Raw genomic sequence first — 25,381 nt, 5'->3', positions numbered from 1 at the left:
GCCTACATGGAAGCGGAGAACGTCACAGCCATCGTCAAATACAGTACCTACCACAAGGAGAACACGCGCGCTTGGCGAGCGGACATCAGCAAGCTCGACAACTGGACTTACCTGCCGGAGGAAGACAGTTGGGTCTGCCCGGCAGATCATGCGGCGCAAAAGTCAAATCTAATGAACCTTTTGAGTCAGCCTCTTCTGTTATTGCTGTATGGAACGATTATTTTGCTGCACTCCAGCCGATATGGACGCCTTCGCGGTCCTCGCGGACTGGATAGGTGCGAACCTGGCCGCGGTCCGGCGCTTGAACTTCACCCGTCGGCAGGTGAATCTTCCAGTCGTGCAGCGGCTCATAGAGGTACTCTCCGCTGACAATGCCTTCTGTCAGAGGGCCGCCCTTCTGGTGAGGGCTGGTGTTATCTACAGCGAACAGCCTTCCATCTGCCAGACGGAATACAGCTGCCTCCTTCGATCCCGCCCGTACTGTCTTGCCGACCAGTGAAGGGAATTCATCCGCCCCTCCGATTCGGCTCTCGACGATTACATTGCCAGCCGCCTGGGCACTCAGCTCAGCGCCGTCGACTTCCAGCTCAATGTTCTCATAGAATGTCTTGCGCAGGCTGCCTGTCTCGCGCATGACCTTCCATGGGTCGGCTGCCATTGCCAGCGCTTCTTCCACCCGCACAACAAGCGCCTTCCGGTTCTCCATATTATTCACGATGGCTTCAGCCACAGTCTCCAGGCCGATACGCTCTACCCAATCCGACGTACGCTCCGCATAATTAGCCGTCTCCCGGTAGTATTGGATGAAGGCTGCCGATATCTCCATCAGCTCTTCGTCCGTCTTAACCTTGCACAGCAGGTCGGCTTCGCGCATCTTGATGCCGCCATTGCCGCCGACATAGATTTCCCAGCCGCCGTCGTTACCGACAATTCCAAGATCCTTCACACCCGGCTCCGCACAGTTCCGCGGGCAGCCGTTTACAGCCATCTTGAACTTCGCCGGCATATCCAGACGCTCAAATTTCTTCTCCATCTCAATGCCCATCCCAATTGAATCCTGTGTGCCAAAGCGGCAGAAACGAGAGCCTACGCATGTCTTGACTGTCCGGATTGACTTGGCATAGGCGTAACCTGAAGGCATGCCGAGATCCTCCCAGATCTGCGGCAGGTCTTCCTTCTTGACGCCAAGCAGGTCGATACGCTGGCCGCCTGTCACCTTCACCATGCCGACATGGTATTTATCTGCTGCATCCGCAATGCGCCGCAGTTCATCCGGCGAAGTAACCCCGCCATACATTCTTGGAACAACGGAGAACGTGCCGTCCTTCTGGATATTTCCATGCAGCCGTTCGTTAACAAAGCGCGAATCGCGTGCTTCTTCATATTCAACGGGATAGATCATTCCGAGATAGTAGTTCACCGCCGGGCGGCATTTCGAGCAGCCCCCAGGATTGCTCCAGCCAAGCACATTCATAACCTCACGCACATGCCGGAGTCCCTTGTCGCGAATAGCTGCTACAATATCCTCACGATCCATTGTCGTACAGCCGCAGATCCCGGCTGGCTTAGCAGCAGCTGAATCGAACGAATCTCCGAGCACATGGGACAGAATCTGCTCAACCAGCGGCTTGCATCCGCCGCATGACCGGGTCGCCCCAGTCGCAGCCTTGATTTCATCCACGCTCGTCATGCCCTGGTCCTTGATGCAGCCTACAATCGTTCCCTTAGTCACACCATTACAGCCGCAGACAATTTCATCGTCTTCCATTACAGCCGCCAGGTTGGCAGGCTGGCTTCCGCCGCAGCATCCGCCGCCGCCCATTAATGCAGCATGAATATCGGCCGTGAGCTCAGCCTCTTCTCTGACCCACTTTTGAAGGCGCGAGGATTCAGTTACATCCCCGAATAGGATGCCGCCAACGATCTTGTCGTCCCGAAGCAGCAGCTTCTTGTAGACCCGCTTCCAGTCATCCCGTATGCTGACGACCCGAAGGTCAGGCGCATCCTGGAATTCACCTGCAGAAAATACGTCCACACCGGAAATCTTGAGCTTGGTCGATGTAACCGATCCTTCATAGGGGCCAGTCTCTACCTGCGCCAAACACTTCGCCAGAACCTGACCCTGCTCAAACAGCGGAGCGACCAGTCCATAGCAAACTCCGCGGTGCTCGCAGCATTCGCCTACCGCATAGACATCCGGCGCGCTTGTCAGCATATAATCATCCACGACAATACCGCGGTTGACGCCGATTCCGCTGGCTGCTGCTACTTCTGTATTCGGCTTGATACCGACAGCCATGACAACAAAATCCGTCTCCAGCTCTGTACCATCAGCGAATTGAAGCGATTGGACACGGCCGTTCTCGCCTCGTATACCCGTTGTCTGAGCCCCCATCTTGAATTTAAGCCCCTGACGCTCCAGCTCGTCTTTCAGCATGCCCGAAGCCGCCGGGTCCAGCTGGCGCTCCATCAAGTCATTCATCAGATGGACTACCGTTACATCCATGCCAAGGTTGTTCAGTCCCTTGGCAGCCTCCAGACCGAGCAGCCCTCCGCCGATTACGGCAGCCTTGCCGTATTGTCCGGCCGCTTCCTTCATCATTTCACAATCCTTGATATCCCGGAAGCCGACCACGCCTTCCAGGTCAGCTCCAGGTACAGGCAGGATGAACGGCTTAGAGCCCGTCGCCAGAATCAGTTTGTCATACATTTCCTTCCGGCCATCTGCGGTGTATACCTCTTTAAGCTGTGTATCCACCCTGATCACTGTCGTATCCGTATAGAGCCTAATCCCGTTATCCTTATACCAGTTCCAGTCATTCAGCATAATCTCGTCAATGTTCTTACTGCCCTCGAGTACATAAGAGAGCATAATCCGGTTATAGTTCGGATAAGGCTCACTGCCAAAGACCGTAATGTCATAACGCTCCGGCGCAAGCTTAAGGATATGTTCGACTGTTTGAATGCCCGCCATGCCGTTGCCGACGAGTACCAGCTTCATCTTGTTATTATTCATTCTCATGTCCGGTTCCTCCTTGTTTGCTTAGCATATCCTCAGTATAAAGAAGCGGGGATATACGCGATGTGATAAATCACACACGTCTCCCCGCCTCTAGCTAGCAAACTCTACAGCCGTAACAAACCGGACAATAACTCACCCCTCAGCCCGGCAGCAATCACCCGCTTAGTGATTACCTGCAGGTATGGCAGCAGATACGGGCTCCCCAGTCTCGGCTGCTTGCTCTTGTTTCTTCGCCTTTATATGCCTGGATTTCACTGGAGAAATAAGCCAGTAGATGGTTCCTACAAAAAAAGCTCCGCCGACAATATTACCCAAGGTAACGGGTATCATATTATGGAACCAGCCAGCAATTGTTATCGTATCCGGATGAGGCAGCAATAGCGCCAGGCTCAGGACCGTCATGTTGGCGACGCTGTGCTCATATCCTGATGCAATAAAGGCGAACAGCATCCAGAAGATCAGGATCAGTTTGGCTGTATCCTCCTTCGCCCGCATGGACGTCCACAGCGACAGACAGACTAGCCAATTACATAATACACCCCGGAAGAACGCTTCGTAATAACTGAGGTTCATCTTCATTGCTGCTGCCGCAAACAGCAGGTTATCCTGCCCCACGTGAGCAAACAGTCCGGTGCCTGCTATTAGCAGGCAAAAGAACAGCGCGCCAACCAGGTTTCCCAAATAGCAATATAGCCAGTTGCGCAGCGTATCCTTCCAGGTCGTCTTCCCCGACAACAGAGCAATCGCAAAATACATATTATTGCCGGTGAAGAGCTCCGCACCCGCGAATACGACCAGTGTCAGCGCGATCCCGAAGGACATCCCCATCAGCATTGGCGTTAATGGTGATCCGGCTGCCGCTAGCGGTGCACCGATCGTAAAGATTAATATAATTCCAAACCCCACGTATACTGCTGCCAGACCTGCCGCCAGCAAATACCTCGCCCTGCTGGAGTCCAGCAGCTCCTTCTTGTCAACAGCCTTCTCGATCGCCGCTTGCACGGTTTCCTTAAACATATTGAACACTCTCCCCATATCAGTCACCGACAGCTTGCCTGCCTGCCGCCGTATTGAGTCCGCTTGAACGGTGCCCAAAGCCTGCGGATGCGGGAGTCGCTGGAGATGAGCTGCTAGCATAGGGACAGTATAGAATAACCGGATGAAGAGTTATGTGAACAAAATCACTACATGAACCCTAAAAATTGAATAAACGTTTACTTTAAGGACTAAAGGAGCGGGCAGAAAAAAAGAGCAGTTCGGCGGGTGCTCAGGCCGTAACATGCTCTATTGTTCAGCTTCTTAAATCTAAACGCTCTTCTTCGTCCAGCGGTTGGCATATGCTGAAGCACCATAGGACTCCGGTTTTACCCTTGCCGCATAAAGTCCCATAGCCTCCACCCGTTCGACCATTTCCTTCACATACTGTGACGTCTTGTTAATGGTCGGGTGTGTTCCCGCATCAATATCAATAAACAGCTCCAGCAATGCGCCCTTGTACAGATACGGGAGAAGCATTTCCTCCATCTCCTCCAGTATTCCGCCCATGAAGCATGCGGCAATTTCCTGTGAGAGGGAGGTCTCGACAGCCAGCTTCTCACGAATGGAACGCAGCTCGCGCGGTACTACCACCTGGCGGTAGCAGGCCCATGCTCCCTTGCCCATCCGGCGTATGATGATACCGGTAACGAACTTGGTATGACCGCGAAATACTTGACTATCCGTGCCGATCACAAAGTGGTATTCACCTTGCGGATCCTTGGCCATATAGGCTAAAATCCGCTCCTTAACCTGCTCTAGCGTCATCCCGCTTTCAGAAACATTCTGAAACACAAGCTCGTCAGACCTTACAGCCTTTATTTTCCGCTTCATCATCATCACCTGCACACATTTTCTTGTAAAACGTGCAATAAGGCGGCTGCGATAACTGCTGCATTTACCAGGATTTACATCCCGTCTGTTTTGTCTTATGCTTGATTTACTGGCACCAATAATTTCCAAACCTAATTTTGGCTTACCAACAGTGTGGCCAAAGCCCGGCGCATTATGCGCGCACCAGACAATTAACATATCATTATTGGCTTAACCCCGCTTAACCGGTGCCGGAGGATAACCGATATTTAAGCAGGCAGGTGGAGAGATGGAATGGCTTAATGACTATGAGGAAGAACTGACACGGGTATTTGCCCGCGTGAAGGAAGTGGCGGCCGGCTTTCCCGCACCGCTCGACCGGGAGAGTTTGGCTTATCTGAGCCACTTTGACCCCCGCATGGAGCACAGCAGCAAGAACTACATCTGTTACTTACTACCATTCTGGCTAATGGGACAAGCTGATGTCAAGCCCGCCGTCTGCCGGGACCTCGCCGCCGCCAACGTCATGGCCATGCTTCACTTCTTCATTATAGACGATGCAATGGATACGGATAACAGCCAGCGCTGGCTGTATTTACCGATAGGGCAGCTGTTTTACGAGGCATTCATGGACTGTTACAGACAGCATTTTCCGGCCGCTTCCCCACTCTGGAAGCTTTACAAAAACTATATAAGAGATTGGGCGGAGCATGTCGTTGCGGAACGGATCAGCGGAACCTCAACCGGCGATTTGGCTTCCATTGCCCGGAAGGCCGGGCCGCTCAAGCTGTCCTCCTCGGCGATACTGCTGCTTGGCGGATCAGGTAACCTAATCCCCGACTTCTCCGAAGCGGTTGATCTTGTCCTTACTACTCTTCAGCTGGCAGACGATTGGGCAGACTGGAGGGATGATTTAAATGTGGAGAGTAATAATGCACTGCTTGCGCTGATCCGGGAGAAACTTCAACTAGGGGAGGAAGAACGATTAACCGAAGAAGCTGTCAAGCATGCTGTTTATGTCGATCATGCTCTTAAGCCCTATGTTTCACTGGCATTAACCAACCGGGTACGTCTTGCCCAAATAGACAATGTTCCTGAGCATCTGACCGCTTTTCACGACTATGTTTGCAGCCGGCTTGAAGACGATGTCAAGCAGATAGAGTCCAGCCGCATGATGCTCGAGCAGGGAGGCTTATCCTATTGGTTATCAAAACTAGTAAAATAATGGTAGATAGGTTTAAATATTGATGTTATACTAATATTGTAATTATAACAATTTTGTGGAAGGGGTATGTATATGACAGCTGCAGCTATCCAATCGGAGATTATCCAAAAGGCATGGTCTGACCCAAGCTTTAAACAGAAGCTTCTGACTGACCCGGTCGCGGCAGTAAAAGAAGCCTTCGGCATCCAGCTGCCTGAATCCGTGAAAATCACGGCCGTCGAAGAGTCGGCGGATAACGTGTATCTTGTTATTCCGCCAAGCCCTGCGAAGCTGAATGATGGTAAGTCAGGCGCCAACGCCGTCTGGTAAGGATCCCCTGTCAACAGCCGGAAACTTAACAATTGCTTCCGTTCCGGCCCCTTTCTTACTCTTAAATTCGATTGTTCCATTCATAACCTCAATGATGCGGAAGGTAACCATAAGACCAAGCCCGGTCCCCTTCGTCTTCGTTGAAAAGTAGGGCTCTCCAAGCTTGGAGAGCTCTTGCTCATCCATCCCCTCGCCGTTGTCCCGGATATGGACTACCACCTTTTCCTTGGCTTCATACGCCCATACCTCTACACAACCGTTGCCGTTCAAGGCTTCAACACTGTTCTTCATCATGTTGATGAATGCCTGCTTGAACTTGGAGGAGTTGCCCATAATAAGGAGATCTTCGGGGATATCCACAACGAGCGATCCTCCCATCTGAGTAGCAAGCGGCGATAAGATGCCCTCAATTTGTTTGATTTCCTTGGCAACATTCAGCACATCCAGCTCATCGAGCTCCGGCTTGGCGAAGGTCAGGAAGTCGGTAATGATGCCTGAAGCCCGGTCCAGCTCATCGATAGCCATCTGCATGTAAACACGATTCTGATTATCCGTCCTCTCAGACAACAGCTGAAGGAAGCCCCTTGTAACCTGCAGCGGGTTTCGCACCTCATGGGCGACAGATGCCGCAAGCTCACTAATAATCTGCATCTTCTCGGTACGCTGCAGCTTGTGATTGAACAGCTCCAGCTCCTTGGAATAAGCAAGCAGCTTATCGTGATCGGCAGCGATTCGGCGCGCAAGCAGTACCACCAGCGTACCGATCAGGCAGATGACTCCAATTTTCCATAGAAACAGCTCATAATGGGTGGAACGGGCGTAAAAGATCGCAAGGTCCGCTATACTTGCAACCGCTACCATTGCAATACCCACAGACAAAATAACGGCGTCCTTGTTGCCTTTTGCAGCATTCATCAATGCGAGAGCCGTCAGCAGAACAAACTGGAGTATCATTGCTATTCCCATAATGGTGACCGTAAAGAAATAATAAGTGTGGTAAAAACGGTCCTCCGTCAGCACATTCACCACAAGAAAAATGATGCTGAACAGGGAATAGGCCATTTGGAACATCCAAAATTTACGGATTACCGGATACTTGCCTTCAAACACACGGTCAAAGAAGTATGTCACCGAAGGAAGCAGCACGAACAGTGATACATCAAACAGCAGCAGGATCGAGTGTCCGTACTGTCCGAATAACATGTAGGTGATCGGTGAGTAGACGACGAGCAGGACGCCAGTCGAAAGCGCGACAAGGCACAGGGATATCCAGATATCACGCTGCCGCCGCGTCAAGAACCCGGAGCATACAAGCATGATGCTTGCGATGAAAACAACCGATCCGCCAAGCAGCAGATCAGGCAGATCCCGTTTGACATAGCTCTCGGAGAGAGCTGTCAAATCACCTACGCGAATCTCCGATTGAATACCGATCCGGTCGCTCATCGTGGTCAAATCGATCAGATACTCCCTGTCCTCCGGACCTTTGTCCAGCGGGAGCAGGAGCTTGTTATTATCAAACATGAAGGTCCGATTGCTCTCATAAACAAGCCGGTTATTGTTATAAACCTCAATACTGTGACCATACAGCTTATCAATAAGTAATCCGGGCCGCTCCAGATTAGTCGGGGGCACTTCAAAACGGATCCATGCGCGGTTAACCCCGTCAGGCTTGGTCGTTATCGGATTGTTGGCGGTCACTTGAATCCATTCTCCGCCCTGCATGGAAGCGGGCAGCGCAGGGACAGGTTCATTATCCGTGATCCACTTCAGCTGCCACTTGGCAACAACCGGGCCCGGCGGCTTCTTCTCCGCTAGCAGAAAAGAAGGGACCGACAGAGCGGCTACGATAAGAATAAAGAGTAGAAAAGCCAGACCCGTCAGCTTGGGCACGATGAGATAGAACCCCCTTGTTCATGAGAGCCATCAAGCGGCATCATGTTAGTAGTCTCTGTATGTCTTTCGACGAATGCGTGTTTTCTCCTCCAAGAAAATTACTTGTTTATGGAAAAAATAATCATTATTTCATTTCGTGACGCATTAATCTGAATTCCGCCATCTGCTCATACTTAGTTCCAGGCCTGCCCCAATTGCAGTACGGATCAATCGATATGCCGCCGCGCGGTGTAAAAACACCTTGAACCTCAATATAACGCGGGTTCATAAGCCGGATCAGATCATCCATAATAATATTCATGCAATCCTCGTGAAAATCGCCGTGATTACGGAAGCTGAACAGATAAAGCTTCAATGATTTGCTCTCCACCATCTTCACATCCGGTATATAGCGAATCGTGATGGTCGCAAAATCCGGCTGTCCCGTCTTGGGACACAGGCTCGTAAATTCCGGACAGTTAAAAGTTACCCAATAGTCACGACCCTGATGCTTGTTATCGAAAGCCTCCAGAACCGAAGGCGTATAATCGTACAAATAGCTGGTCCCCTGGTTTCCTAGCAGAGTTACACCGTCCAGCTCATGATCTTCTCTTCCTGCCATTCTGATATCCTCCTGATCTAGTATGCTTATTTGCGAGTATCTTGTGTTCTAGACGCCCCGTTTATTTCCCCAAATCCATGCATGAAGCTGTGGCAGTACGCGGGCCCGGTTCAATTCCGGACGCTCCATGACCTGTCCGACAAGATGCTCATACCTGCCTGCCAGGTGAACAAGGAGCAGGGAGGCATCCGCTTCGTCCAATCGGTCATTGCCAGCCTGTACGAACAGCTGCACATCCGGATAGCGCTGCTGAACCTGCACAGCATAGTCCAAATCGCGCTCATCAAATATAACCACTTTCAAACTGAAGGCCGACCCGGCTGCGGACAAACGGCTGATAATGGAATCCAGCATCTCCCAATCTGTCTTCATTCCGGAGCTCGGCGGCTTCGGTGAAAGCGTCAATTCATCAATCTCGGTAAACCAGTCCTGCCAGCGGCTTCCCTGGGTTTCCAAGGCTACCTGCTTGCCCCTGCTGTGCAGCAGGCTAATTAGCTCACCAAGACCGGCTAGCAGAGCAGGGTTGCCTCCCGACAAGGTTACGTGGCCGAACCGGTCCTCGCCCCCGGCAGTTTCACACAGCTCTTCATAGATAATATCCGCCTCTAGAAGCCGGATATCAGCTTTAGCCGTGCCGTCCCAAGTGAAGGCGGAGTCGCACCAGGAGCAGGCGTAATCGCAGCCTGCTGTCCGGATGAACATGGTCTTCTGCCCGATGACCATCCCCTCTCCCTGTACTGTAGGCCCGAAGATCTCCAGCACGGGCAACCGGACGGAGTCCGTCTTGCGGCTGTGGACTAAGGCCTCTGCCTTCTGCAGCTGTCCGCCAGTCATAGACTGCCTGCTTTCGGCCGGTAAACGACATAGCTGGTCGGTGTTTCACGCAAAAACACCTGCACGCAGCGCGGCCTGTTCGGCTGGGTATCCAGCTGCCGCTGCACAAGCTCAGCCACTGTCTTCGCGACCACCTCAGTTGTCGGGAAGCGTGACGGAACCGTATCGTCAAACTGCTCGCTGTCTTCGTTAAGCAGGGTATGGTCGAAACGGTCGTGAATCAGCTTCTTGAGCAGGGAGAAATTCACCAGAAAACCGGTGTCATCCAGCTCATCGCCAGCTACCGTAATGTTGACAAAATACGTATGGCCATGTACCTGGCGGCATTTGCCCGCCGCTTCCGCCGGAACATAATGCGCAGCTGCAAAATGAAAATCCTTGTTCAGTTCAAACTGGTAGGGGTGATTGACTTGCGGGTACATTTGCTGCATCATGACCGCACACCGCCTTCCCGTTCAAGAAGGTATTCCTCTAAGCCTGCAGCACGAAGCTTGCAAGCCGGGCATTCTCCGCAGCCATTCGCCACAATGCCGTTGTAGCAGGTCAGCGTTCGTGTACGCACAAAATCAAAAGCACCGAGCCGGTCCGCAAGGGCCCAGGTTTCTTTTTTGTCCAGCCACATGAGAGGCGTCTCTATTACAAATGGATAATCCATCGCCAAATTAAGGGTCACAGATAGGGACTTGATAAAGTTATCCCGGCAGTCGGGGTAGCCGCTGAAGTCAGTCTCACATACACCCGTCACGATATGCCGGGCGCCAATCTGCTTGGCCAGTACGGCGGCAAAGGAAAGGAACAGCAGGTTGCGCCCTTCCACAAACGTGGAGGGAAGCCCGTTGTCCATCGTCTCAATGGGGATATCGCGCGTAAGCGCGCTAGGTGCCAGCTGGTTAAGCAGGGACATATCCAGCACATGGTGCGGAATATCCAGCTCTTCAGCAATGGAGGCGGCGCAGTCCAGCTCTGCGGCATGGCGCTGGCCGTATTGGAAGGTAATGGCTTCTACATGGGCATAGCGCTGCTTAGCCCAGAACAGACAGGTCGTGCTGTCTTGACCGCCGCTAAACACGACGACCGCTTTATCCTTATTCATGATGTCATCTCCTAAAGATGGATAAATAAGCATCGCCAATATTGAGGATGCCGTTCATCCGTAGTTTTTTATAGAGGGAGTTCGCGAACCTCTCCTGAGCGCAGGTCCAGGAGACCAGAGCTCAGAATCTCTTTAGTTGCACACCGTACTATAGCACAGAAACCGCCGCCTTGGAACCATCAGTTACGGCTATCTGTACAAAAAAATACTGCAGGGGGCTGTAAGCCGCCTGCAACACCAATTAAGGATCATTACACTCGCTATAATCAGACTATTTTCATAAAACTGCATTTTACAGCAAACACTTTACCAGTAGTTGATCATCGGCGTATGCCGAAGGAGGAACAGACATGAAGGAAATGGGCAAAGAAATCGACAGGCTCTCTAACGAGCTCACCCGGCAGCGCTGGGAATTTTGGCATATGTACACTTTGTTCTCTTGGCAGTGGTGGTCGCTAGTCGCCCTGTGCCTGCTTTGTGTGGTTGCCCTTGTCCTGCTGTTGAAACGGGATAAGCTTGTTCAGGCAGCCGCTTATTACGGTGTGATCTATCTGATCAACAAGAATGTGGATGACTGGGCGACAGCCATGGACTGGTACGACTACCGGATGCAGCTCGAACCGATCATCCCTACCATGCTGCCTGCAAATCTGTTTGCTATTCCCACAATATTAACTTTATTATATTACCGGCTGCCAGGCTGGAAAGGATTTGCGCTTGCGCTCGCAGCAGCCTCAGCCGTCATTTCTTACATTATGCTGCCGTTCATGGAATGGGCTCAGATTTACGTAACCGGGAAATGGAATGCTCACTCATCTTTCATCAGCCTGTTCATCATGGGCTCACTCGCCAAATGGGTCGTGGATATGCTGCAGAAACTGCAAGACCGGCCGCAAGGCCGGGTCAGGCCGTAACCCCTACACATAGGTCAGACTTGCTCAAAATATTTCGCACTTTCAACCATTGGTGTACAGTCGGTATGATCGCCCGAAAGGCCGATCTCAAATATGAAGTCGCTGTCCTGCACGTAAGGCTTCACCATCTGCCAATTGATCCGGCCCTGCCCGAGCGGGAGCGCATCATGCGACTGGCCCATGCTGTCCACCAGATGATAATACTGCGCATACGGCTTCGTCCGCTTCAGAACTTCCTCCAGCTTGCCGTTATCGCCCTTGAAAGCGATGAAGGTATGGCTGACATCAACGTTCACCGGCAGCTTAAGAGGGACAACCACCTCTTCAATCAGATAAGGGTTCGCATAGCTGAACAGCCCTTCTATGGAATCCTCCCAGAGGAAATATCCGGAGGCAAAGGATTCAACAGCCGCAATTCTATCGCGCATGCGCGCTGTCAGCTCCCGGTCCACTCTGGCGCAGCTTTCGGTGCCCGAGTAGTTCCCGTGGATGACACAGCGCACCTCCTCACGCCGGCAGATCTCCGCCAGCTGTTTCGAAGAGTCCATATAGAAGCGCTCCATCACCGGATCGGTGCTCATAATGTCCAGGAACCGGCCCGCGTATTTCGGCGGATGATGTAAATATACACGGCAGCCCTGCTGCTTGACGAGCCGGATCCGTTCATGTATAAGCTCTGGACTCTCCAGGTCGTCAGCGCTCAAGTAAAATTCAATGATGGACGGATTATACTGCAGCCTGTCCTCAATACTCTTCATCTCTAGATTTGCTTTCAAGCGGATCAGGTTCATCTCTATCACCCCACCGCCCAGTATACCACATGCGCGCTGGGGTGCACGCTAAGGTTCCGTGAAGACGGCTGTACAACCCGCAGATTATAGGGCTTGAGAATTTGCTGACTGGTCTTGCCATGCAGCGGCGGATTAAAGTATGCTACTCAAGGTGCGCTGACACAGACAGAAGCGGCACGCTTCGCATGACCGGCGCTACTTTTGGCAATGTTATAGCAGGGGGTGGGTAATTTTGGAGATGGGAAATGAAAAACCCGAGCTTATACCGGTTCCTATTTGGCGCTGCAAGAACAAGGAATGCAAGAGCTGGGTAAGAGCTGAGCTGGCCTCCTCTGCCAATCCGGAGTGTCCAATCTGCAAGGGTCCTATGGGCCGCAGCATGAAGCATCTGCCCAAGCTCGTGAAGAAGCACAAGGCTCCGCGGAAGAAGAAGGAAGAGTCGATGTGGTAATAATAAAGCAGCAGTGGCGCTCACCATAACAGGTGGGCGCCACTGCTGTTTATTCGGACTAGCCGCAAGGCGTTTCCTTAATCAACGGAGCATGATTTGCCGTTAATATAGTATGCGTCGGGCTGATACACTTTAAAGGCTATCTCAAGCTCCGCAACCCCTGCCAGCCTGGCATGTCTGCTGATTGCTTCAGCAAACCGGTCCCTTACATCACGGCCGCGGTCGAACCATGCCACTTCTATAAAAGGAAAGGTATCGACCCTCTTGCCGCCCATAACACTTGCGGTCTCGATGCAATCCACTGTAAAATTATCGGTTCCGCATTCGCATAGGATTGCAAGCTCTTCAACGAGCGGCAGGCTGATCGCAGCCATTAACGACGAAGGGATGCCTCTCACGGTTAACTGCGGCATCTGAACACCTCCCGGCTTTTTTCTACATTATACCACACTTTTCCAGCCCGCCTGATCCTGCCGCTTGTCTCGTATCACAGCATTGGAACAGTCCTGTTATTGCCCGTAGTCCAGCATAGATACGATGAGAGCCACCGCCTCAGCGCGGGTTGTTTGAGCCTTTGGTGCAAACCGGCCGTTCCCGCGTCCGTTCATCAGCCCCGCCTCAGCCGCGGCTGCAACAGCCGGTCCTGCCCATTCTGGTATGTCTGAAGCATCGGCGAATGATGGGGCAGCTTTCTCCGGCAGGCTCAGCTTCAGGGCGCGTGTTACGATGACTGCCATCTCGCTTCGCGTGACTGGACGTCCGGCCCGGAATGTCTGGTCCGCATAACCGGACAAGAGACCTGCTTCAACCGCAGCCTGAACACTTTCTCTCGCCCAAGCCGGGATTGCTGCTGTATCCCGGAACACGTCCGTTGTACCGGAGCCTGCCGGCAGTCCAAGAGCTTTGGCTGCCATGACGGCAAATTCCGCTCTTGTAATTAAGCCTTGCGGACGGAAGCTCTCATCCGGGTAGCCGGTCACCCATCCCTCCATCAGCGCGCGGGTTATGCTCCTCTCAGCCCAATGTCCCGATATATCTTTTGGAACCACCGGCTGCGGCGCCGGACTCGGCTGCGGCTGCGGCTCTGGCTGCGGCTCTGGCTGCGGCTCTGGCTGCGGCTGCGGCTCTGGCTGCGGCTCTGGCTGCGGCTCTGGCTGCGGCTGCGGCTCTGGCTGCGGCTGCGGCTCTGGCTGCGGCTGCGGCTGCGGCTCTGGCTGCGGCTGCGGCTCTGGCTGCGGAGCAGCTTCTTTCTTTTCCAATACAAATTCATCCACCACGCGGCCGGCGACCGTTCTCGTGATGAACTTCAGCGTCCTGCCCTTCACCTCCACAGCTGCGTACATCTGTGTCTGTTCAGTATCGGTTACCTTCTGCCAAGGCTGCACGGTCAACCCGTAATACTTGGGGCCTGTCTGCCCCGGGATAACGTAGGTGGTGCCAGCGCCTTCTTCCGCTGGCTTCCCCCCCTTCATAGCATGCGTCCGCAGATAGATATGATCATGACCGTTCAGGACCAGATCAACACCATACTTATCAAAGACCGGAACCCATTGCTCCCTGATGGAGGCTGTGTCGTACATGCTGCCGTAAGGCCCGCGGTGGAACACCACCACCTTCCACAGCTTGTCCGCAGCGGCCAGGTCCCTGCGCAGCCATTCGGCTTGCTCTTCATAATCGTATTCACTGTTCAATACAGTAACATGTATATTGTTATAATCGTACGAGAAGTTCGTGCCCTTCAGGCTGTCAATCCCTCCGTCCGGATGGTTGAAGTGCGCCAGAAAATCGCCATTCTTCTTCGTGCCAGTGACCTCATGATTGCCGACAACCGATACCAGTGCAGTATTCCTGAGCTCCCCGGCTGCCGATTCAAACCACCAATTCCACTCCTGCTCCTTGAAGCCGTTGTCCACCATGTCGCCAAGATGAATCATAAAGTCAGGATCCGGGTAAGCCTCAAAAGCTTGGGCAGCCGTGTTCCCCCACAACCGGTAACCGGCTTGGTCTGCCGCCTGGGAATCACCGAAGACCAGGAAGGTTGTCTCGTCCGAGTCAGCCGGAGCGGTACGGAAAATTCCCTCTTCGCTCCATACGCTCTCTCCATCACCAGCCCTGTACCGGTAAAGCGTACCGGGTTCAAGCCCTGTGACCGCCGCTTTATGCACGCGGATTACACCGGCATCAAGCGTATTATGTGTATAACTGTTTCCTTCTGTCCGGATCACGGACGGGCCTTCGAAAGGCTCCTCACCGTACACCACCTCGATAACCGTCTTATCCGTATGCGGATGCGTGTTCCAGTTGAATTGTCTTGATGACCTCGGGTCCTGTCCCATTGCTATCGTCACATTATATGGCTTCACCGCTCCGCCAAGCTTCAGGACCTCGAACGCTTGAACCGGGCTGTACTGCATGCCCTTGTTCGCTTGAATCCGATGCTTCTTCACCTCGGCTGTCAGCCTGTCGGTCTTCAGCCTGCCCTCGGCATCCGTCCGCAGCGAGCCGTCGCCAACCTCTATTCCATCTGCCAGCAGTACAGCATCAGCTACAGGCTGGCCCTGCGTATCCGTTACGGTGAAGGTTGTCGGGAAGCCCTGGCCGATCTGGTCATCCCAAGCCAGCTGAAGCTCGTGCCCGATGGCAGACTTCAGCGGCAGGCCTGTAAACCCGGCCGGGCTGCCGGAGCCAGCCAGATGAGTGGAGCCCGACCGGAACGCAATCGTATGGCTGCCGGCTGCATCCGGCCTCACCCGGTACGAGATTTGCGCAAGGCGGTCTTCCTCCGTAAGTGCAGCCGTATCCAGCCCGTCAAAGGTCAGGCGGACAACACCTGTTGCTGGATCAAGCACCGTTTGCAGCTGATGCTCCTCTATCTTGCCGCCCCTAATTACCGAAAGCCCCTCAACGACAGACGGATCAAACCCAAACTCCAGATGGCCGCCCCGCAGCTCATCCGGCTGCCTGGTACCGATATCCACTGTATAGGTCCGACCGACGAACACGTTTTCCGGCGTCGTATAAGTAAGCTTCGCCGAACCGGTATCCACCGCGAACATCCAGGTCTGTATGGTCTGGTTCCCGTCATGGTCCCTGACTGCCAGCTTCACGGTATGGACCCCCTCCTGGAGCGGGTCTGCAGGCACGTAAGTTATTCGTCCCTCAGGCGGATAAAGGCCATGCTGAACCTGCATCCCGTCCACATACATCCGAATTGTGGACGGATCAATCAGCGTAGTGCCCGGATGCTTCACCGGATCATATCCGTCATCCTCGGCATATACCGTAATAGTCGGCTTTGTGTTCGTAATCACCGCGTTGTCGGCAGGGCTGAAGCCTTTCAATACGGGAGGCGTTCTGTCTTCATCCAGCGGGCCGTATACGGCCCTTATCTGATCAATGTAGATTACGCCTGCGGTCTTATTGTTGTTGCTGGTCTCCATATAACGGACAGGCATATCCATCGACAGCGGGGCCGTCTTTCCAGCCGGAACATCCGCTTCAATATAGCGCCAGCCTGTCCAGTCAACACCCGTCGTGGAATCTGTAAAATTGATTGGGAATGCCGCTCCGCTGCCATCGCGCATCTGGGCGCGCAGCCAGTGTTTCTTACCGTCGCCATATACCCACATGCCGATTTTGGCCGGATAACCCGGCACCTGGATGCGGGTATCCGTTCCCCTGGCCTGCAGGTAAGCACCCGAAGTGCCCGTTTTACCCGTAAAATCATAAGAAAGCTTAAGGGCTGCCTTACCATATCGGACAAAGTCCGGATTGGTCTCCGCCTCAATCGTTACGGTGTTCGCCGCTGCACTGCCAGCCACGAAGCGGTCGAGTCCGCTCTCGAAATCCTCCAGCAAGACTGGCGGCAGCCCGACATGGACGGTCATCGACGCCTCGACATCACGGTAGCTGACATGAATGCTTCCGCTTACCCCTGATTCCTCTGTTGCCCGAAAAAACCCCTGCCCGTCAATGGTGCCAATGGGTCCCTCTACCCGCCATTGCAGACTTCCGCCATCCGCCTGAATAATCTGTCCACCGCGCAGAGCCTGGGCAGACAGAGCTGCAGTCTCACCGGATGTGAAGGTGCGCACCTGATCCGGGAGTGCCAGCCCTGTGAGCGTGTCCACAACCTCAATCTCTGCAGCCCCGCTTTCCAGTCCGTAGACCGAAGCTGTTACCGACCCGGCTCCTGCCGAAAGCCCTGCCCTGAACAGGCCGCCTGCATCAATCGTTCCGATGGAAGGCTCTGCATACCATTCCGGCGACCCGTTGAACGCGGCAGGATGTCCGCCTTCATCGACAGCCGCAGCTTTAAGCTGAAGGCTGGAGCCTGCGAGTACGCGCTCCATCCCAGGCTGCACAACCAGCTTGGCGGCGGGACCTTCCGGCACCTTGTTAACGAGCAGAAGTCCATTGCCGGTCGCCCGTTCTCCGCCATCCGAGCCGCGGTTCAGCATATGAAATGCAGGCTCTCCCGGCAGCTTGGCAGCGAAGGTCGAGGAGCCGCCCCCATCAAGGTTCATGGCATTTACAACGCCTATATCCGCCAGAATGCGGGCCAGCTCGGCTGTCTCCACACCTTCGCTGTATCCCGGCGCCCGCCCGTCAATGACGAACAGGACAATAGAGCCGTCCGCCTTGGTACCGATCGCAGTCCGGGGATGAACGCCCGCCGGACCGACCCCCGTTTGCAAGACACCGTCCTTAATTAACGGGCCTTGACCGCCGATCGCCACCTTGACTTCGCTCCACTCTCCTTCGAGGGAAAAGCTGGCCTGTACCTCATCGCCTACCTGAAGACCCTCCAGCAGCATCCGTGCGCTCCCCGAGGCCGACAGCACAGCCCTTCCATCCGCAAGCGGAGTATCGCCTTGTCCCTTACGAAGCTCAGCCACGGTCATCCTCAGGGTCTGGCCGCTCTTCACCTCGCCGTCCATAATATCCAGCACAACCTCGTCACCTGTCTGGCCCGACTTGGTCGATGTGTGATAATCAGATGTATACAGGACGATTTCGTTATCTCCGCGGAAGCGGTTAATATGAGTTAACTCGCTCGTGATGCCGCCGATCGTAATGGTTTTGCTAAGCTTCGGAACGCCGTATATGGAGCTGCCGTCCGCCTTCAAGCCAAAGGCAAAAGACGAGATGCCGCTGTTAAGAATCTTTCCATCCTCCATAAAAAGCCCGTTCGGCACGCCTGTCGCATTTCCGCTAATCTCATAGAAGTCGCCGTTTATACCCGCAACGACGCGGTTTCCAGGGCCATCAGCATAACGGGCCATCTGAGTAACGCCCTGCATCCCGTAAACCTTGCCCGACTTCGTACCCGCCTTGAGCTCCAGGCTCGGATTAAGCGGATCAAAGGTAACGAAGTGCATGTTTTGCAGACCCCGCTCCGTCTCCATGTTGTACCAGGTATAATCCGCCCCCGGGGCAAGCTCGGCTGTACGCATATCCAGCACGCGGCCGGATCCGGTATCCGGCAGCTGTGCCGCATAACCGGCCGGCATAAGGGCAGACATAAGTACTGCCACAGCCAAGAACAGCTGCAGAATGCGATAAATGCGATAGTCCTGTTTAATGTTCATTGCTCTCCAATCCTCCTGTTTCCACTCTCTTGTACAAAACTTCACTCAGTATGCGGGACAAAGATCAGTGTCGTATTTGGCTGATAATAAGAAAGCGTAAAGCCCGGCACAAATTTGACAAGCGGCGACAATTTCAAGATGATGTTAGCTATAGAGAGACTAATAACAGGATAGGAAGGGAAGCGGGAATATGATGAAGCTGCTGATTAGCGACCTGGACGGCACCATTATTCATAATCATTCGACCATTAACCAGGAGGATATCGACGCCCTTCACCAGGCTGCGGAGTCCGGTGTTGAAATTGCGTTCGCATCCGGCCGGATGCAGCCTGAGATCGAGGCGGTCATGCAGCAGCTTAACCTGCGCGTGCATACCATTTCGCAGAATGGGGCATATGTCCATATGTCAGACGGCGAACTGGTCTCCCAGCATGCCTTCGACCGCGATAGACTGGCAGCACTAGCGAAAGCAGGCGAGGGCACGCCGTTTTTGACCATGATGTGCGGGCCGGATCACTATTTTGTTGAGAAATTGACAGCTCACGCTGAGGAGATTGGAAGCCGCCTGATGGCGCCTATGCATGTTATTCCAGACGCCAGAAACAGGCTTGGCCAGGATATTGTCAGCGGGAAAATCTCGTTCTTCGGCGAGGTCGAGAAGCTGCGGGCCTTTATGAAGCAACTGAAAGCTGAACACGGCAGCGCAATCGACGCTTACATTTCAGATATTGACTGCATGGATGTTATGCCTGCCGGTGTATCGAAGGGCACGGGTGTCAAGGTGCTGCAGGAGCGGCTGAAGATCAGTCCGGAAGAGACCGTATGTGTCGGGGATTCCTTCAATGATATATCCATGTTCGCCGGTACTCCGCACAGCTATGCCATGGCAGCCAGCCACGCCGATGTGAAATCGGCAGCGGCACATGAAGCAGAGAGCGTTGCGGCGATCATCCGCCGCCTGCTTAATCCGTAAGCACAAGAAGGCGGAAATACGGGAGACTGACGTCCATTATTGGGTTCTGTCAGCAAGGCAACCATACAATCGAGCTCTGGGATTCCGTCATAGGATGGATTATCCTGAAGAAAGTGAGGTGCCCGCCGATGACAGCTCGCAAGTGTCCGGAAGAAATCGTAAAGCCGCCGGTAGTGCAGTACCGGGATGTCTATCATCCCCAGCCGGTCAACGTAATCCATCCGGTTGAAATCATTACCCGGCATCACATGGTACCCGTGTACCGTCATTATCCTGTTGTGACCGTCCGGGACGTATGGTGCCCGCCAGCCGTAGCAGACGCAGCAGCGCAAGTTACAGGAATGCGAAGCAGGAAGAAGACAAGAAAGCCGGCTCGCCGTTCCGTAAGATAAGGCGCTTGTGCAACAAGAAGAAGGGCCATCCCGGGAAAGCATTCCCTTGGATGGCCCTTCTGTTATGGAGCTTCAGGCGGCTCTGGTTATCACTCTGCGCCAGAGTCATTGCCAGGCAGATGCCCCTTCTGTCTCCCGCCCTCAGGCAGCCGGCTTCCTCCCGCAGCAGAGAGTGTCTCTGCAGCATGCTCCGGCTGCCCCGGCTTCCATTCGAAGCCTTCACGAGATGCCGGCAGACCGGCAATACGTCCCGCCTCCCGCGGTTCTGATGTCATAATGTCAAATAAAATTCCCATTGGTTCACAATCCTTCTTTCTGTCCATTCCTTAAATTAACGCTTGTTAATCCTTATACGGATCAAATTCATTCGCCCCGGCCATACAGACGCCGATCGGCTTCAAAACATGGAGCACCTCGACGGTTTCGCTGTGCGCATCCAGAACCTCCTGCAGCTTCCTGTACACAAACGGACTCTCGTCTGTACCGGCGCCCCGCAGCTCGACACCATAGGCTCTCACTGCCGCAAGCATTCGCTCCTGGCTGATGGCTCCTCCGGAGCGTGTGCGCGTTTTCCAGTTCATTTTACCCGCAGCCTGCGTGCGGCTCATCACCCTGCCAGCCCCGTGTACTGTACTGTACAGCGCATCCCGGTTCTCGTCGGTATCCCTGCCGCGGACAATTACCGATATATCTCCCATGCTGCCGCCAATAAATCCAAGCTGCCCGGGCGCCGAAGGTGTTGCCCCCTTACGGACGACCATGCAGTCGCGGCCCTCATGCTGCTCTCTCCAGGCAAAATTGTGATGATTATGCACCTCGAAATCCACAGCAGCGCCAAGTATATCCAGCACCTGAGCCATGACATAGTCACGCCCGGCATAGGCGTAGCGGCCTGCGAGCGTCATTGCCCGCACGTACATATCACCGAGCTCGGAAGACAGTTCCAGCAGCACCGGCGGCTGGTCCATTGTCTCCCCCGGCGCCTTGGCCGCAAATTCCCGCCCGGCTGCCAGATTAATAAAACCGCTCGCGGTCTTATGCCCAAAGCCCCGGCTTCCGAAGTGGTTCGCCACCCACAGCCTGCCTGTTGCCTGCTCCTCAAACAAATCGACAAAATGGTTGCCGCTGCCAACCGTGCCGAGCTGGCTTCGTGCCAGCATCTTCAGCTTGTCATGCTCTTGTTGTCCAATCCGACGGTACACATCCCAATCCGGGTCATCGAACAGCTCGTGGTCCACACGCTCGTTATTCACCCGACCCACCCCGAAGGATATCCGTGAGCCGATTGCATCCATGAGCTTCGGCAGCTGTGCCCTTATGTCAGCTGCCATCAGATTGGTGCGCACCGCCTTGTTGCCGCAGGCGATATCGTACCCGACACCCGAGGGCGATACCTGCCCTTCATAGGCCACAACACCGCCAATCGGCTGGCTGTAGCCCTTATGATGGTCCGCCATCAGCAGCGTTCTGACGACACTGCCCGTCTGTGCGCAGGTCAAAGCCTGCAATAGAGCTCCCGGGTCTGGCGAACCCCATACCCGGACACCATCTATAACTTGATAAACCATGAGTAGAAAACCCTCCATCGTATGATTAATGCTTGTACCCTGTCACGGTATCTGTCTAAGTTTAGACTGCCGTCCGCCCGGCTAAAAGTTAAGTCAGGCGGTCACAAACCCGACCCGCCCGTCAGCGCCGTCCTTGACCCAGACATTCGTCCTGCCTTTATGCAGATCTTCCTTCATCTGGCGGATCAGCCCCGTCAGGTCCACCCGCCCCTCATAATGCTTCTGCAGTGCAGCCGACACATAGAGCTCGCCAAGCTGAGCGAATGAGAACTGCTCGGTTTGCCGGGCCGCCTCCGCAGCCTGTTCCTCGCCGATCAGTTTATTGAAGCCCTTCAGCTTCATGAATGCAGCCCGCAGTACCGTGTCCGGCAGCTTGACTTCGTAGGCGCGGTCAAACCGTCCAGCCCGGTTCATCAGTGCCGGGTCGATTTTCTCCGGATAATTCGTCGTTCCGATCAGGAAGATCCCTTCCTTTGACGTAGCCCCGTCCAGCGTATTCAGGAAGAAGGATCGAACCTGCTCCGGCATTGAATCAATGTCCTCAATAACGAGCACCATGGGTGCCAGCTTCACCGCCTCCTCGAACACCTCCTGTATGGAGCCGCTGCAGGTATGCTCGGTAATCTGCCAGTATGCCACCGGCGCCTGAACGCTTCCCGCAATGGATTTGACAAGTGTCGTTTTGCCGTTCCCCGGCTTGCCATACAGCAAAATTCCCCGCTTGTAAGGTATACCGTACGTCTGGAAGAATGCGCGGTCCTCCAGAAAGAATTCATCAATGGAGCGGAAGATATCCTGCTTAAGCGGCTCCTGCAGCAGGACCTCCTCCCTGTCAACCGTTCTCGTAATGGGCTCTTGATGCCGGACGACGCCATGCTCTCCGTCAGTAAACACCGTCACCCTGCTGCGGTCCGACTCCCTGCCCCGCTTCTGCATATGCACCAGGAAGGCGTGCAGCGCAGCATCCGATTCCGCAAAGATATAGTCCTCGCAGTAAACGCCATGCTCATTAAAGGCCGGAACCTTCGCCAGCGCCACCTTCCACTTAGGATACGCAAACAGATTGTTGCGCAGCGCCGGGTAAACCCTATACCCGGTATCGTCCGGTTCCGAGCGGTATTCGAATGCCCTCGCTTCAATCCGGTCGAATACCTGGGCCATATACTCTACATCCTGGCTGCCTGTCCGGATATCCTCCTCAAGCAGGTCCCAAAACTCATCTCTTCCGGAGTCCTCGCTGAAGTAGAGATTGAACGGAGAACCGAACCGTTTCTCCAGCAGAGAGCTGATCCGGTCAATCGCCACGGCATAATTGTTGTACTGCGGCAGGTCATGGACCGTGTCATCGCCGAAAGTGAGGAGACTCGCCTGTACCGGCTTCCAGTCTCCGTCCGATACCTGTTTCCCTGTGCATGCAGCCGGCCCGTTCATGGCCTGAACCCCCCTGCCGCCTGTCAGCCTGCTGTTCATGTTATGGTTCATTTCATTAGTCATATAAGTCGTTATCCTCTTTCCTGTTTACATTTCGTTGTATAGTGAACATCAAAAAAAGACCGTCCGCATATCATGCGAGACAGTCTCTGGTGCCCAGGAAGCTGCCGCTGCCTGCCAAGGACAAGCGGCCTCTCTTAAGCCATGCTTTAAGCTGGTCGTACAGCGAACCGTTCAGCAGGCAGGTACAACCTGCCTGCTTGTGTCTTCGCCGAACAATTTGCCCGTAAGCAGGGCTGTCTCGTTATATAGGAATTCATACCTGTTCTCTTCTGCAGTGTCACTGTACCCGCCTCCTTAGTTACTAATAGCAAAGAAGCTGCGTCCCCCCGCCTCTCTTCCAGTATCCAGGCCCTATATTAAGGCATGAATCCATGAAAAAAGGCTGCGGGAGCGCAGCCTGTCTCGTTCTTCTCATGTTTGAAAAACCGTAGCACCGGCTGATGCCGGATCATTGATCAATCATGAAAACAAGCTGCGTCCGTGAAGTAGGGCAGGTATGGTAAATCTGCATGTAAAGCTGATCGCCATGAGCCAGCAGTTCGCAGGTCGATGTTAAGCTCCGCATTTTCCATACCTCCCTTTTCATCCGTCGTAAGATTGAACACATCGTAGCACGCCATTTTTGAGCTTGTCAACCAAAATTTTGAATAATTATCGACTATTTTGCCCGAATCGTCTATACAATGAACCGCTGGCATTTGATTATCTATGTGCATTTACCCTCTGCTGCTGACCAGTCCATGAATCAACCTGGAAGCCCAGGGGTAAGTAGGAGTAAAAAAGGACGGGGGGCTGTATATGCTGCTGCAAAGTCGGTTCTTTCGCTGGTGTCTGAGAATTATCTGTATCCTGCTGATCCTCTATCTCGGCACAAAGGTCAGCTTTATATTCCGACCGCTCGTATCACTTGTTAATCTGCTGCTCATACCGGTTATGCTCGCAGGCTTCTTCTACTATCTGCTGCGCCCGCTCATCAAGTGGCTTGATAAGCTTGGCCTCCACCGCAAGTGGTCCGTTCCCCTTCTCTTCATCCTCACCGGAGTCCTTCTGGTATTGGGGGGAATATGGGTTTGGCCGCCTCTTCGCGAGCAGATCGAGAGCTTCATTGAACAGGCCCCTGAGATTGCCGACGATTTGACCCGGCAGGTGAACAGCCTCATGGAGAATGACATGGTTAACGGTGTTATACCCCAGCAGAGTGAGCTGTGGACAAGAGCCAGCGAATACATGAATAAATTCATTAATGGCGCGTCCGATTATATGTCTCGTGCCGTCTCATTCGTATCCAGCTTCGTCATAGTCATTGCCACCGCTCCCATCCTGCTCTTCTACATGCTTAAGGAAGGCGGCAAGCTGCAGCCCAGGCTGGAAGCTCTCATTCCGAGACGCTACCGCGCCGAAGGCGGAGAAGCGCTCAATGAAATTGACGAGGCACTGAGCAGTTACATCGTTAGCCGGGTTGTTGTCAACGTCGCACTGGGTGTTTGTATGTACATCGGCTTCCTGATCATCGGTCTGCCGTATTCCCTGCTGCTCACCCTGGTGTCGATTATTCTTAACTTCATCCCGTATATCGGCGCCCTGCTGGCCACTGTGCCGGTAGTAATTGTGGCATTAATCGAGTCTCCCATGATGGCGCTTTGGTCTGTTATTATAATCTTCATCGCTCAGCAAATACAGGATAATGTCGTCTCGCCGCTCATCTATGGCAAAAGCCTGGCCATGCACCCGGTAACGGTCGTTGCCCTGCTCCTCGTCGGCGGCGACATGGCAGGTATTGTAGGCATGCTGCTCATTATTCCGCTGTACATGGTCATCCGGATCATCGCCAAGCACGCATACAGGATCTGGAAACGTCGCGAAGAGAACGGCACCATCGAAATCGCGGGCAGCAAGCATGATGTGGATGTGTAGCCAAGAGTATATGGACACTGACAATGCCACATCGGCTTTCCGGTTATACAGGGGCTGCCCGGGCAATGCTATAGAAGATAAATCCGCCGCAGGTACGAGCACCCAGTGACGATAGCGCGTACATGTTCCCTGCGGATTGGGGGGTGAGCAAAGCCATGGCAGACAAGGACAAGGAACCGAAAACAGAATTTAGCAGCGTATCCGACAAGACCGAAACAGAACAAGTCAATATCGAGATGGATAAGGTGTTCTATGGAGAGAAAGAGGAAGAAGAGCAGGTCGCTGAGAGAGCAGCCGCTTACTTTTTCAGGGATTAATCCCAGTTAGAATTGCTTACATAAAAGTCCATTCCTTCAACATGAAGGAGTGGACTTTTTTAATCACCCAGACGATACGTAATGTAACCTCACATACTACAGCCGCTTATGTCGAAAAACTAATAAGCAGCAATAACCTTGTGTAGAC

At 53.7% G+C, this 25,381-nt stretch carries 22 protein-coding genes and 1 riboswitch; of the genes, 8 read left to right on the top strand and 14 right to left on the bottom strand.

The window, feature by feature from the left end:
* Window positions 1-217 precede the first annotated feature (217 nt).
* From nirB to L1N82_RS21920, 3 genes are all read right to left on the bottom strand, one after another.
* The gene (nirB, locus tag L1N82_RS21930; RefSeq protein ID WP_407946802.1) at window positions 218-3,022 is read right to left on the bottom strand and encodes a nitrite reductase large subunit NirB; all 2,805 of its coding nucleotides are present in this window, start codon (window positions 3,020-3,022) and stop codon (window positions 218-220) included.
* A 162-nt stretch (window positions 3,023-3,184) separates the two neighbouring features.
* Window positions 3,185-4,039: a formate/nitrite transporter family protein gene (locus L1N82_RS21925; RefSeq protein WP_235289583.1), complete on the bottom strand. Its 855-nt coding sequence runs from the start codon at window positions 4,037-4,039 to the stop codon at window positions 3,185-3,187.
* Window positions 4,040-4,327: 288 nt separating this feature from the next.
* On the bottom strand, window positions 4,328-4,891 hold the full coding sequence (locus L1N82_RS21920; protein ID WP_328284512.1) for a ribonuclease H-like YkuK family protein: 564 nt from the start codon (window positions 4,889-4,891) through the stop codon (window positions 4,328-4,330).
* A 268-nt stretch (window positions 4,892-5,159) separates the two neighbouring features.
* Between L1N82_RS21920 and L1N82_RS21915 the strand changes: the two genes are divergently transcribed.
* Window positions 5,160-6,095 (top strand): hypothetical protein, encoded by a 936-nt coding sequence (locus L1N82_RS21915; protein WP_235289582.1) that lies wholly within the window; start codon window positions 5,160-5,162, stop codon window positions 6,093-6,095.
* 72 nt (window positions 6,096-6,167) lie between these two features.
* Entirely contained in the window at window positions 6,168-6,404 is a 237-nt protein-coding gene (locus tag L1N82_RS21910) for an NHLP leader peptide family RiPP precursor (RefSeq protein ID WP_235289581.1), read from the top strand.
* Here the strand turns inward: L1N82_RS21910 and L1N82_RS21905 are convergent.
* The 5 genes from L1N82_RS21905 to queC all read right to left on the bottom strand — a co-directional run bounded on the left by L1N82_RS21905 (window position 6,381) and on the right by queC (window position 10,828).
* Entirely contained in the window at window positions 6,381-8,297 is a 1,917-nt protein-coding gene (locus tag L1N82_RS21905; RefSeq protein ID WP_235289580.1) for an ATP-binding protein, read from the bottom strand. The genes L1N82_RS21910 and L1N82_RS21905 overlap by 24 nt on opposite strands.
* A gap of 127 nt (window positions 8,298-8,424) precedes the next feature.
* The gene (queF, locus tag L1N82_RS21900) at window positions 8,425-8,901 is read right to left on the bottom strand and encodes a preQ(1) synthase (protein WP_235289579.1); all 477 of its coding nucleotides are present in this window, start codon (window positions 8,899-8,901) and stop codon (window positions 8,425-8,427) included.
* A gap of 48 nt (window positions 8,902-8,949) precedes the next feature.
* Window positions 8,950-9,735, bottom strand: a complete 786-nt coding sequence (queE, locus tag L1N82_RS21895; RefSeq protein WP_268822096.1) for a 7-carboxy-7-deazaguanine synthase QueE — start codon at window positions 9,733-9,735, stop codon at window positions 8,950-8,952.
* Window positions 9,732-10,169: a 6-carboxytetrahydropterin synthase QueD gene (gene queD / locus L1N82_RS21890; protein WP_235289578.1), complete on the bottom strand. Its 438-nt coding sequence runs from the start codon at window positions 10,167-10,169 to the stop codon at window positions 9,732-9,734. The genes queE and queD overlap by 4 nt, the downstream gene beginning before the upstream one ends.
* Complete coding sequence (queC, locus tag L1N82_RS21885) at window positions 10,166-10,828, bottom strand: 7-cyano-7-deazaguanine synthase QueC (RefSeq protein ID WP_235289577.1); 663 nt, start codon at window positions 10,826-10,828, stop codon at window positions 10,166-10,168. The genes queD and queC overlap by 4 nt, the downstream gene beginning before the upstream one ends.
* Window positions 10,829-10,882: 54 nt before the next feature.
* Window positions 10,883-10,926, bottom strand: a riboswitch (PreQ1 riboswitch).
* A 252-nt stretch (window positions 10,927-11,178) separates the two neighbouring features.
* Between queC and L1N82_RS21880 the strand changes: the two genes are divergently transcribed.
* Window positions 11,179-11,742 (top strand): hypothetical protein, encoded by a 564-nt coding sequence (locus L1N82_RS21880; RefSeq protein ID WP_235289576.1) that lies wholly within the window; start codon window positions 11,179-11,181, stop codon window positions 11,740-11,742.
* A 14-nt stretch (window positions 11,743-11,756) separates the two neighbouring features.
* On the opposite strand, the gene L1N82_RS21875 is transcribed toward L1N82_RS21880, so the two are convergent.
* The gene (locus L1N82_RS21875; protein ID WP_235289575.1) at window positions 11,757-12,500 is read right to left on the bottom strand and encodes an apurinic/apyrimidinic endonuclease family protein; all 744 of its coding nucleotides are present in this window, start codon (window positions 12,498-12,500) and stop codon (window positions 11,757-11,759) included.
* Between the two features lie 271 nt (window positions 12,501-12,771).
* Here L1N82_RS21875 and L1N82_RS21870 point away from each other — a divergent pair, with 271 nt between their 5' ends.
* Window positions 12,772-12,984 (top strand): cold-inducible protein YdjO-related protein, encoded by a 213-nt coding sequence (locus tag L1N82_RS21870; RefSeq protein WP_235289584.1) that lies wholly within the window; start codon window positions 12,772-12,774, stop codon window positions 12,982-12,984.
* Window positions 12,985-13,061: 77 nt separating this feature from the next.
* Here the strand turns inward: L1N82_RS21870 and L1N82_RS21865 are convergent, their stop codons facing one another.
* The gene (locus tag L1N82_RS21865) at window positions 13,062-13,397 is read right to left on the bottom strand and encodes a DUF1904 family protein (RefSeq protein ID WP_235289574.1); all 336 of its coding nucleotides are present in this window, start codon (window positions 13,395-13,397) and stop codon (window positions 13,062-13,064) included.
* 96 nt (window positions 13,398-13,493) lie between these two features.
* Window positions 13,494-18,575 (bottom strand): S-layer homology domain-containing protein, encoded by a 5,082-nt coding sequence (locus L1N82_RS21860; RefSeq protein ID WP_235289573.1) that lies wholly within the window; start codon window positions 18,573-18,575, stop codon window positions 13,494-13,496.
* A gap of 190 nt (window positions 18,576-18,765) precedes the next feature.
* Between L1N82_RS21860 and L1N82_RS21855 the strand changes: the two genes are divergently transcribed.
* Window positions 18,766-19,548 (top strand): HAD family hydrolase, encoded by a 783-nt coding sequence (locus L1N82_RS21855; protein WP_235289572.1) that lies wholly within the window; start codon window positions 18,766-18,768, stop codon window positions 19,546-19,548.
* Between the two features lie 128 nt (window positions 19,549-19,676).
* Window positions 19,677-19,940, top strand: coding sequence for a hypothetical protein (locus tag L1N82_RS21850; protein ID WP_235289571.1), 264 nt, complete (start codon window positions 19,677-19,679; stop codon window positions 19,938-19,940).
* Window positions 19,941-20,029: 89 nt separating this feature from the next.
* On the opposite strand, the gene L1N82_RS21845 is transcribed toward L1N82_RS21850, so the two are convergent.
* The 3 genes from L1N82_RS21845 to L1N82_RS21835 all read right to left on the bottom strand — a co-directional run bounded on the left by L1N82_RS21845 (window position 20,030) and on the right by L1N82_RS21835 (window position 22,990).
* The gene (locus L1N82_RS21845) at window positions 20,030-20,215 is read right to left on the bottom strand and encodes a hypothetical protein (RefSeq protein ID WP_235289570.1); all 186 of its coding nucleotides are present in this window, start codon (window positions 20,213-20,215) and stop codon (window positions 20,030-20,032) included.
* Between the two features lie 66 nt (window positions 20,216-20,281).
* A complete protein-coding gene (locus L1N82_RS21840) occupies window positions 20,282-21,508 on the bottom strand; it encodes an RtcB family protein (protein ID WP_235289569.1) in 1,227 nt (408 codons plus the stop codon).
* Window positions 21,509-21,601: 93 nt separating this feature from the next.
* On the bottom strand, window positions 21,602-22,990 hold the full coding sequence (locus L1N82_RS21835) for an ATP-binding protein (RefSeq protein ID WP_235289568.1): 1,389 nt from the start codon (window positions 22,988-22,990) through the stop codon (window positions 21,602-21,604).
* A gap of 810 nt (window positions 22,991-23,800) precedes the next feature.
* Here L1N82_RS21835 and L1N82_RS21830 point away from each other — a divergent pair.
* Both L1N82_RS21830 and L1N82_RS21825 read left to right on the top strand, forming a co-directional pair.
* Window positions 23,801-24,916: an AI-2E family transporter gene (locus L1N82_RS21830; protein WP_235289567.1), complete on the top strand. Its 1,116-nt coding sequence runs from the start codon at window positions 23,801-23,803 to the stop codon at window positions 24,914-24,916.
* A gap of 155 nt (window positions 24,917-25,071) precedes the next feature.
* Window positions 25,072-25,233, top strand: a complete 162-nt coding sequence (locus tag L1N82_RS21825; RefSeq protein WP_235289566.1) for a hypothetical protein — start codon at window positions 25,072-25,074, stop codon at window positions 25,231-25,233.
* The last annotated feature ends 148 nt before the right edge of the window (window positions 25,234-25,381 follow it).

It is taken from the genome of Paenibacillus tarimensis (assembly GCF_021532315.1).
GTDB lineage: Bacteria > Bacillota > Bacilli > Paenibacillales > Paenibacillaceae > Paenibacillus_I > Paenibacillus_I tarimensis.
This window is presented reverse-complemented; position numbering and strand designations above follow the sequence as displayed.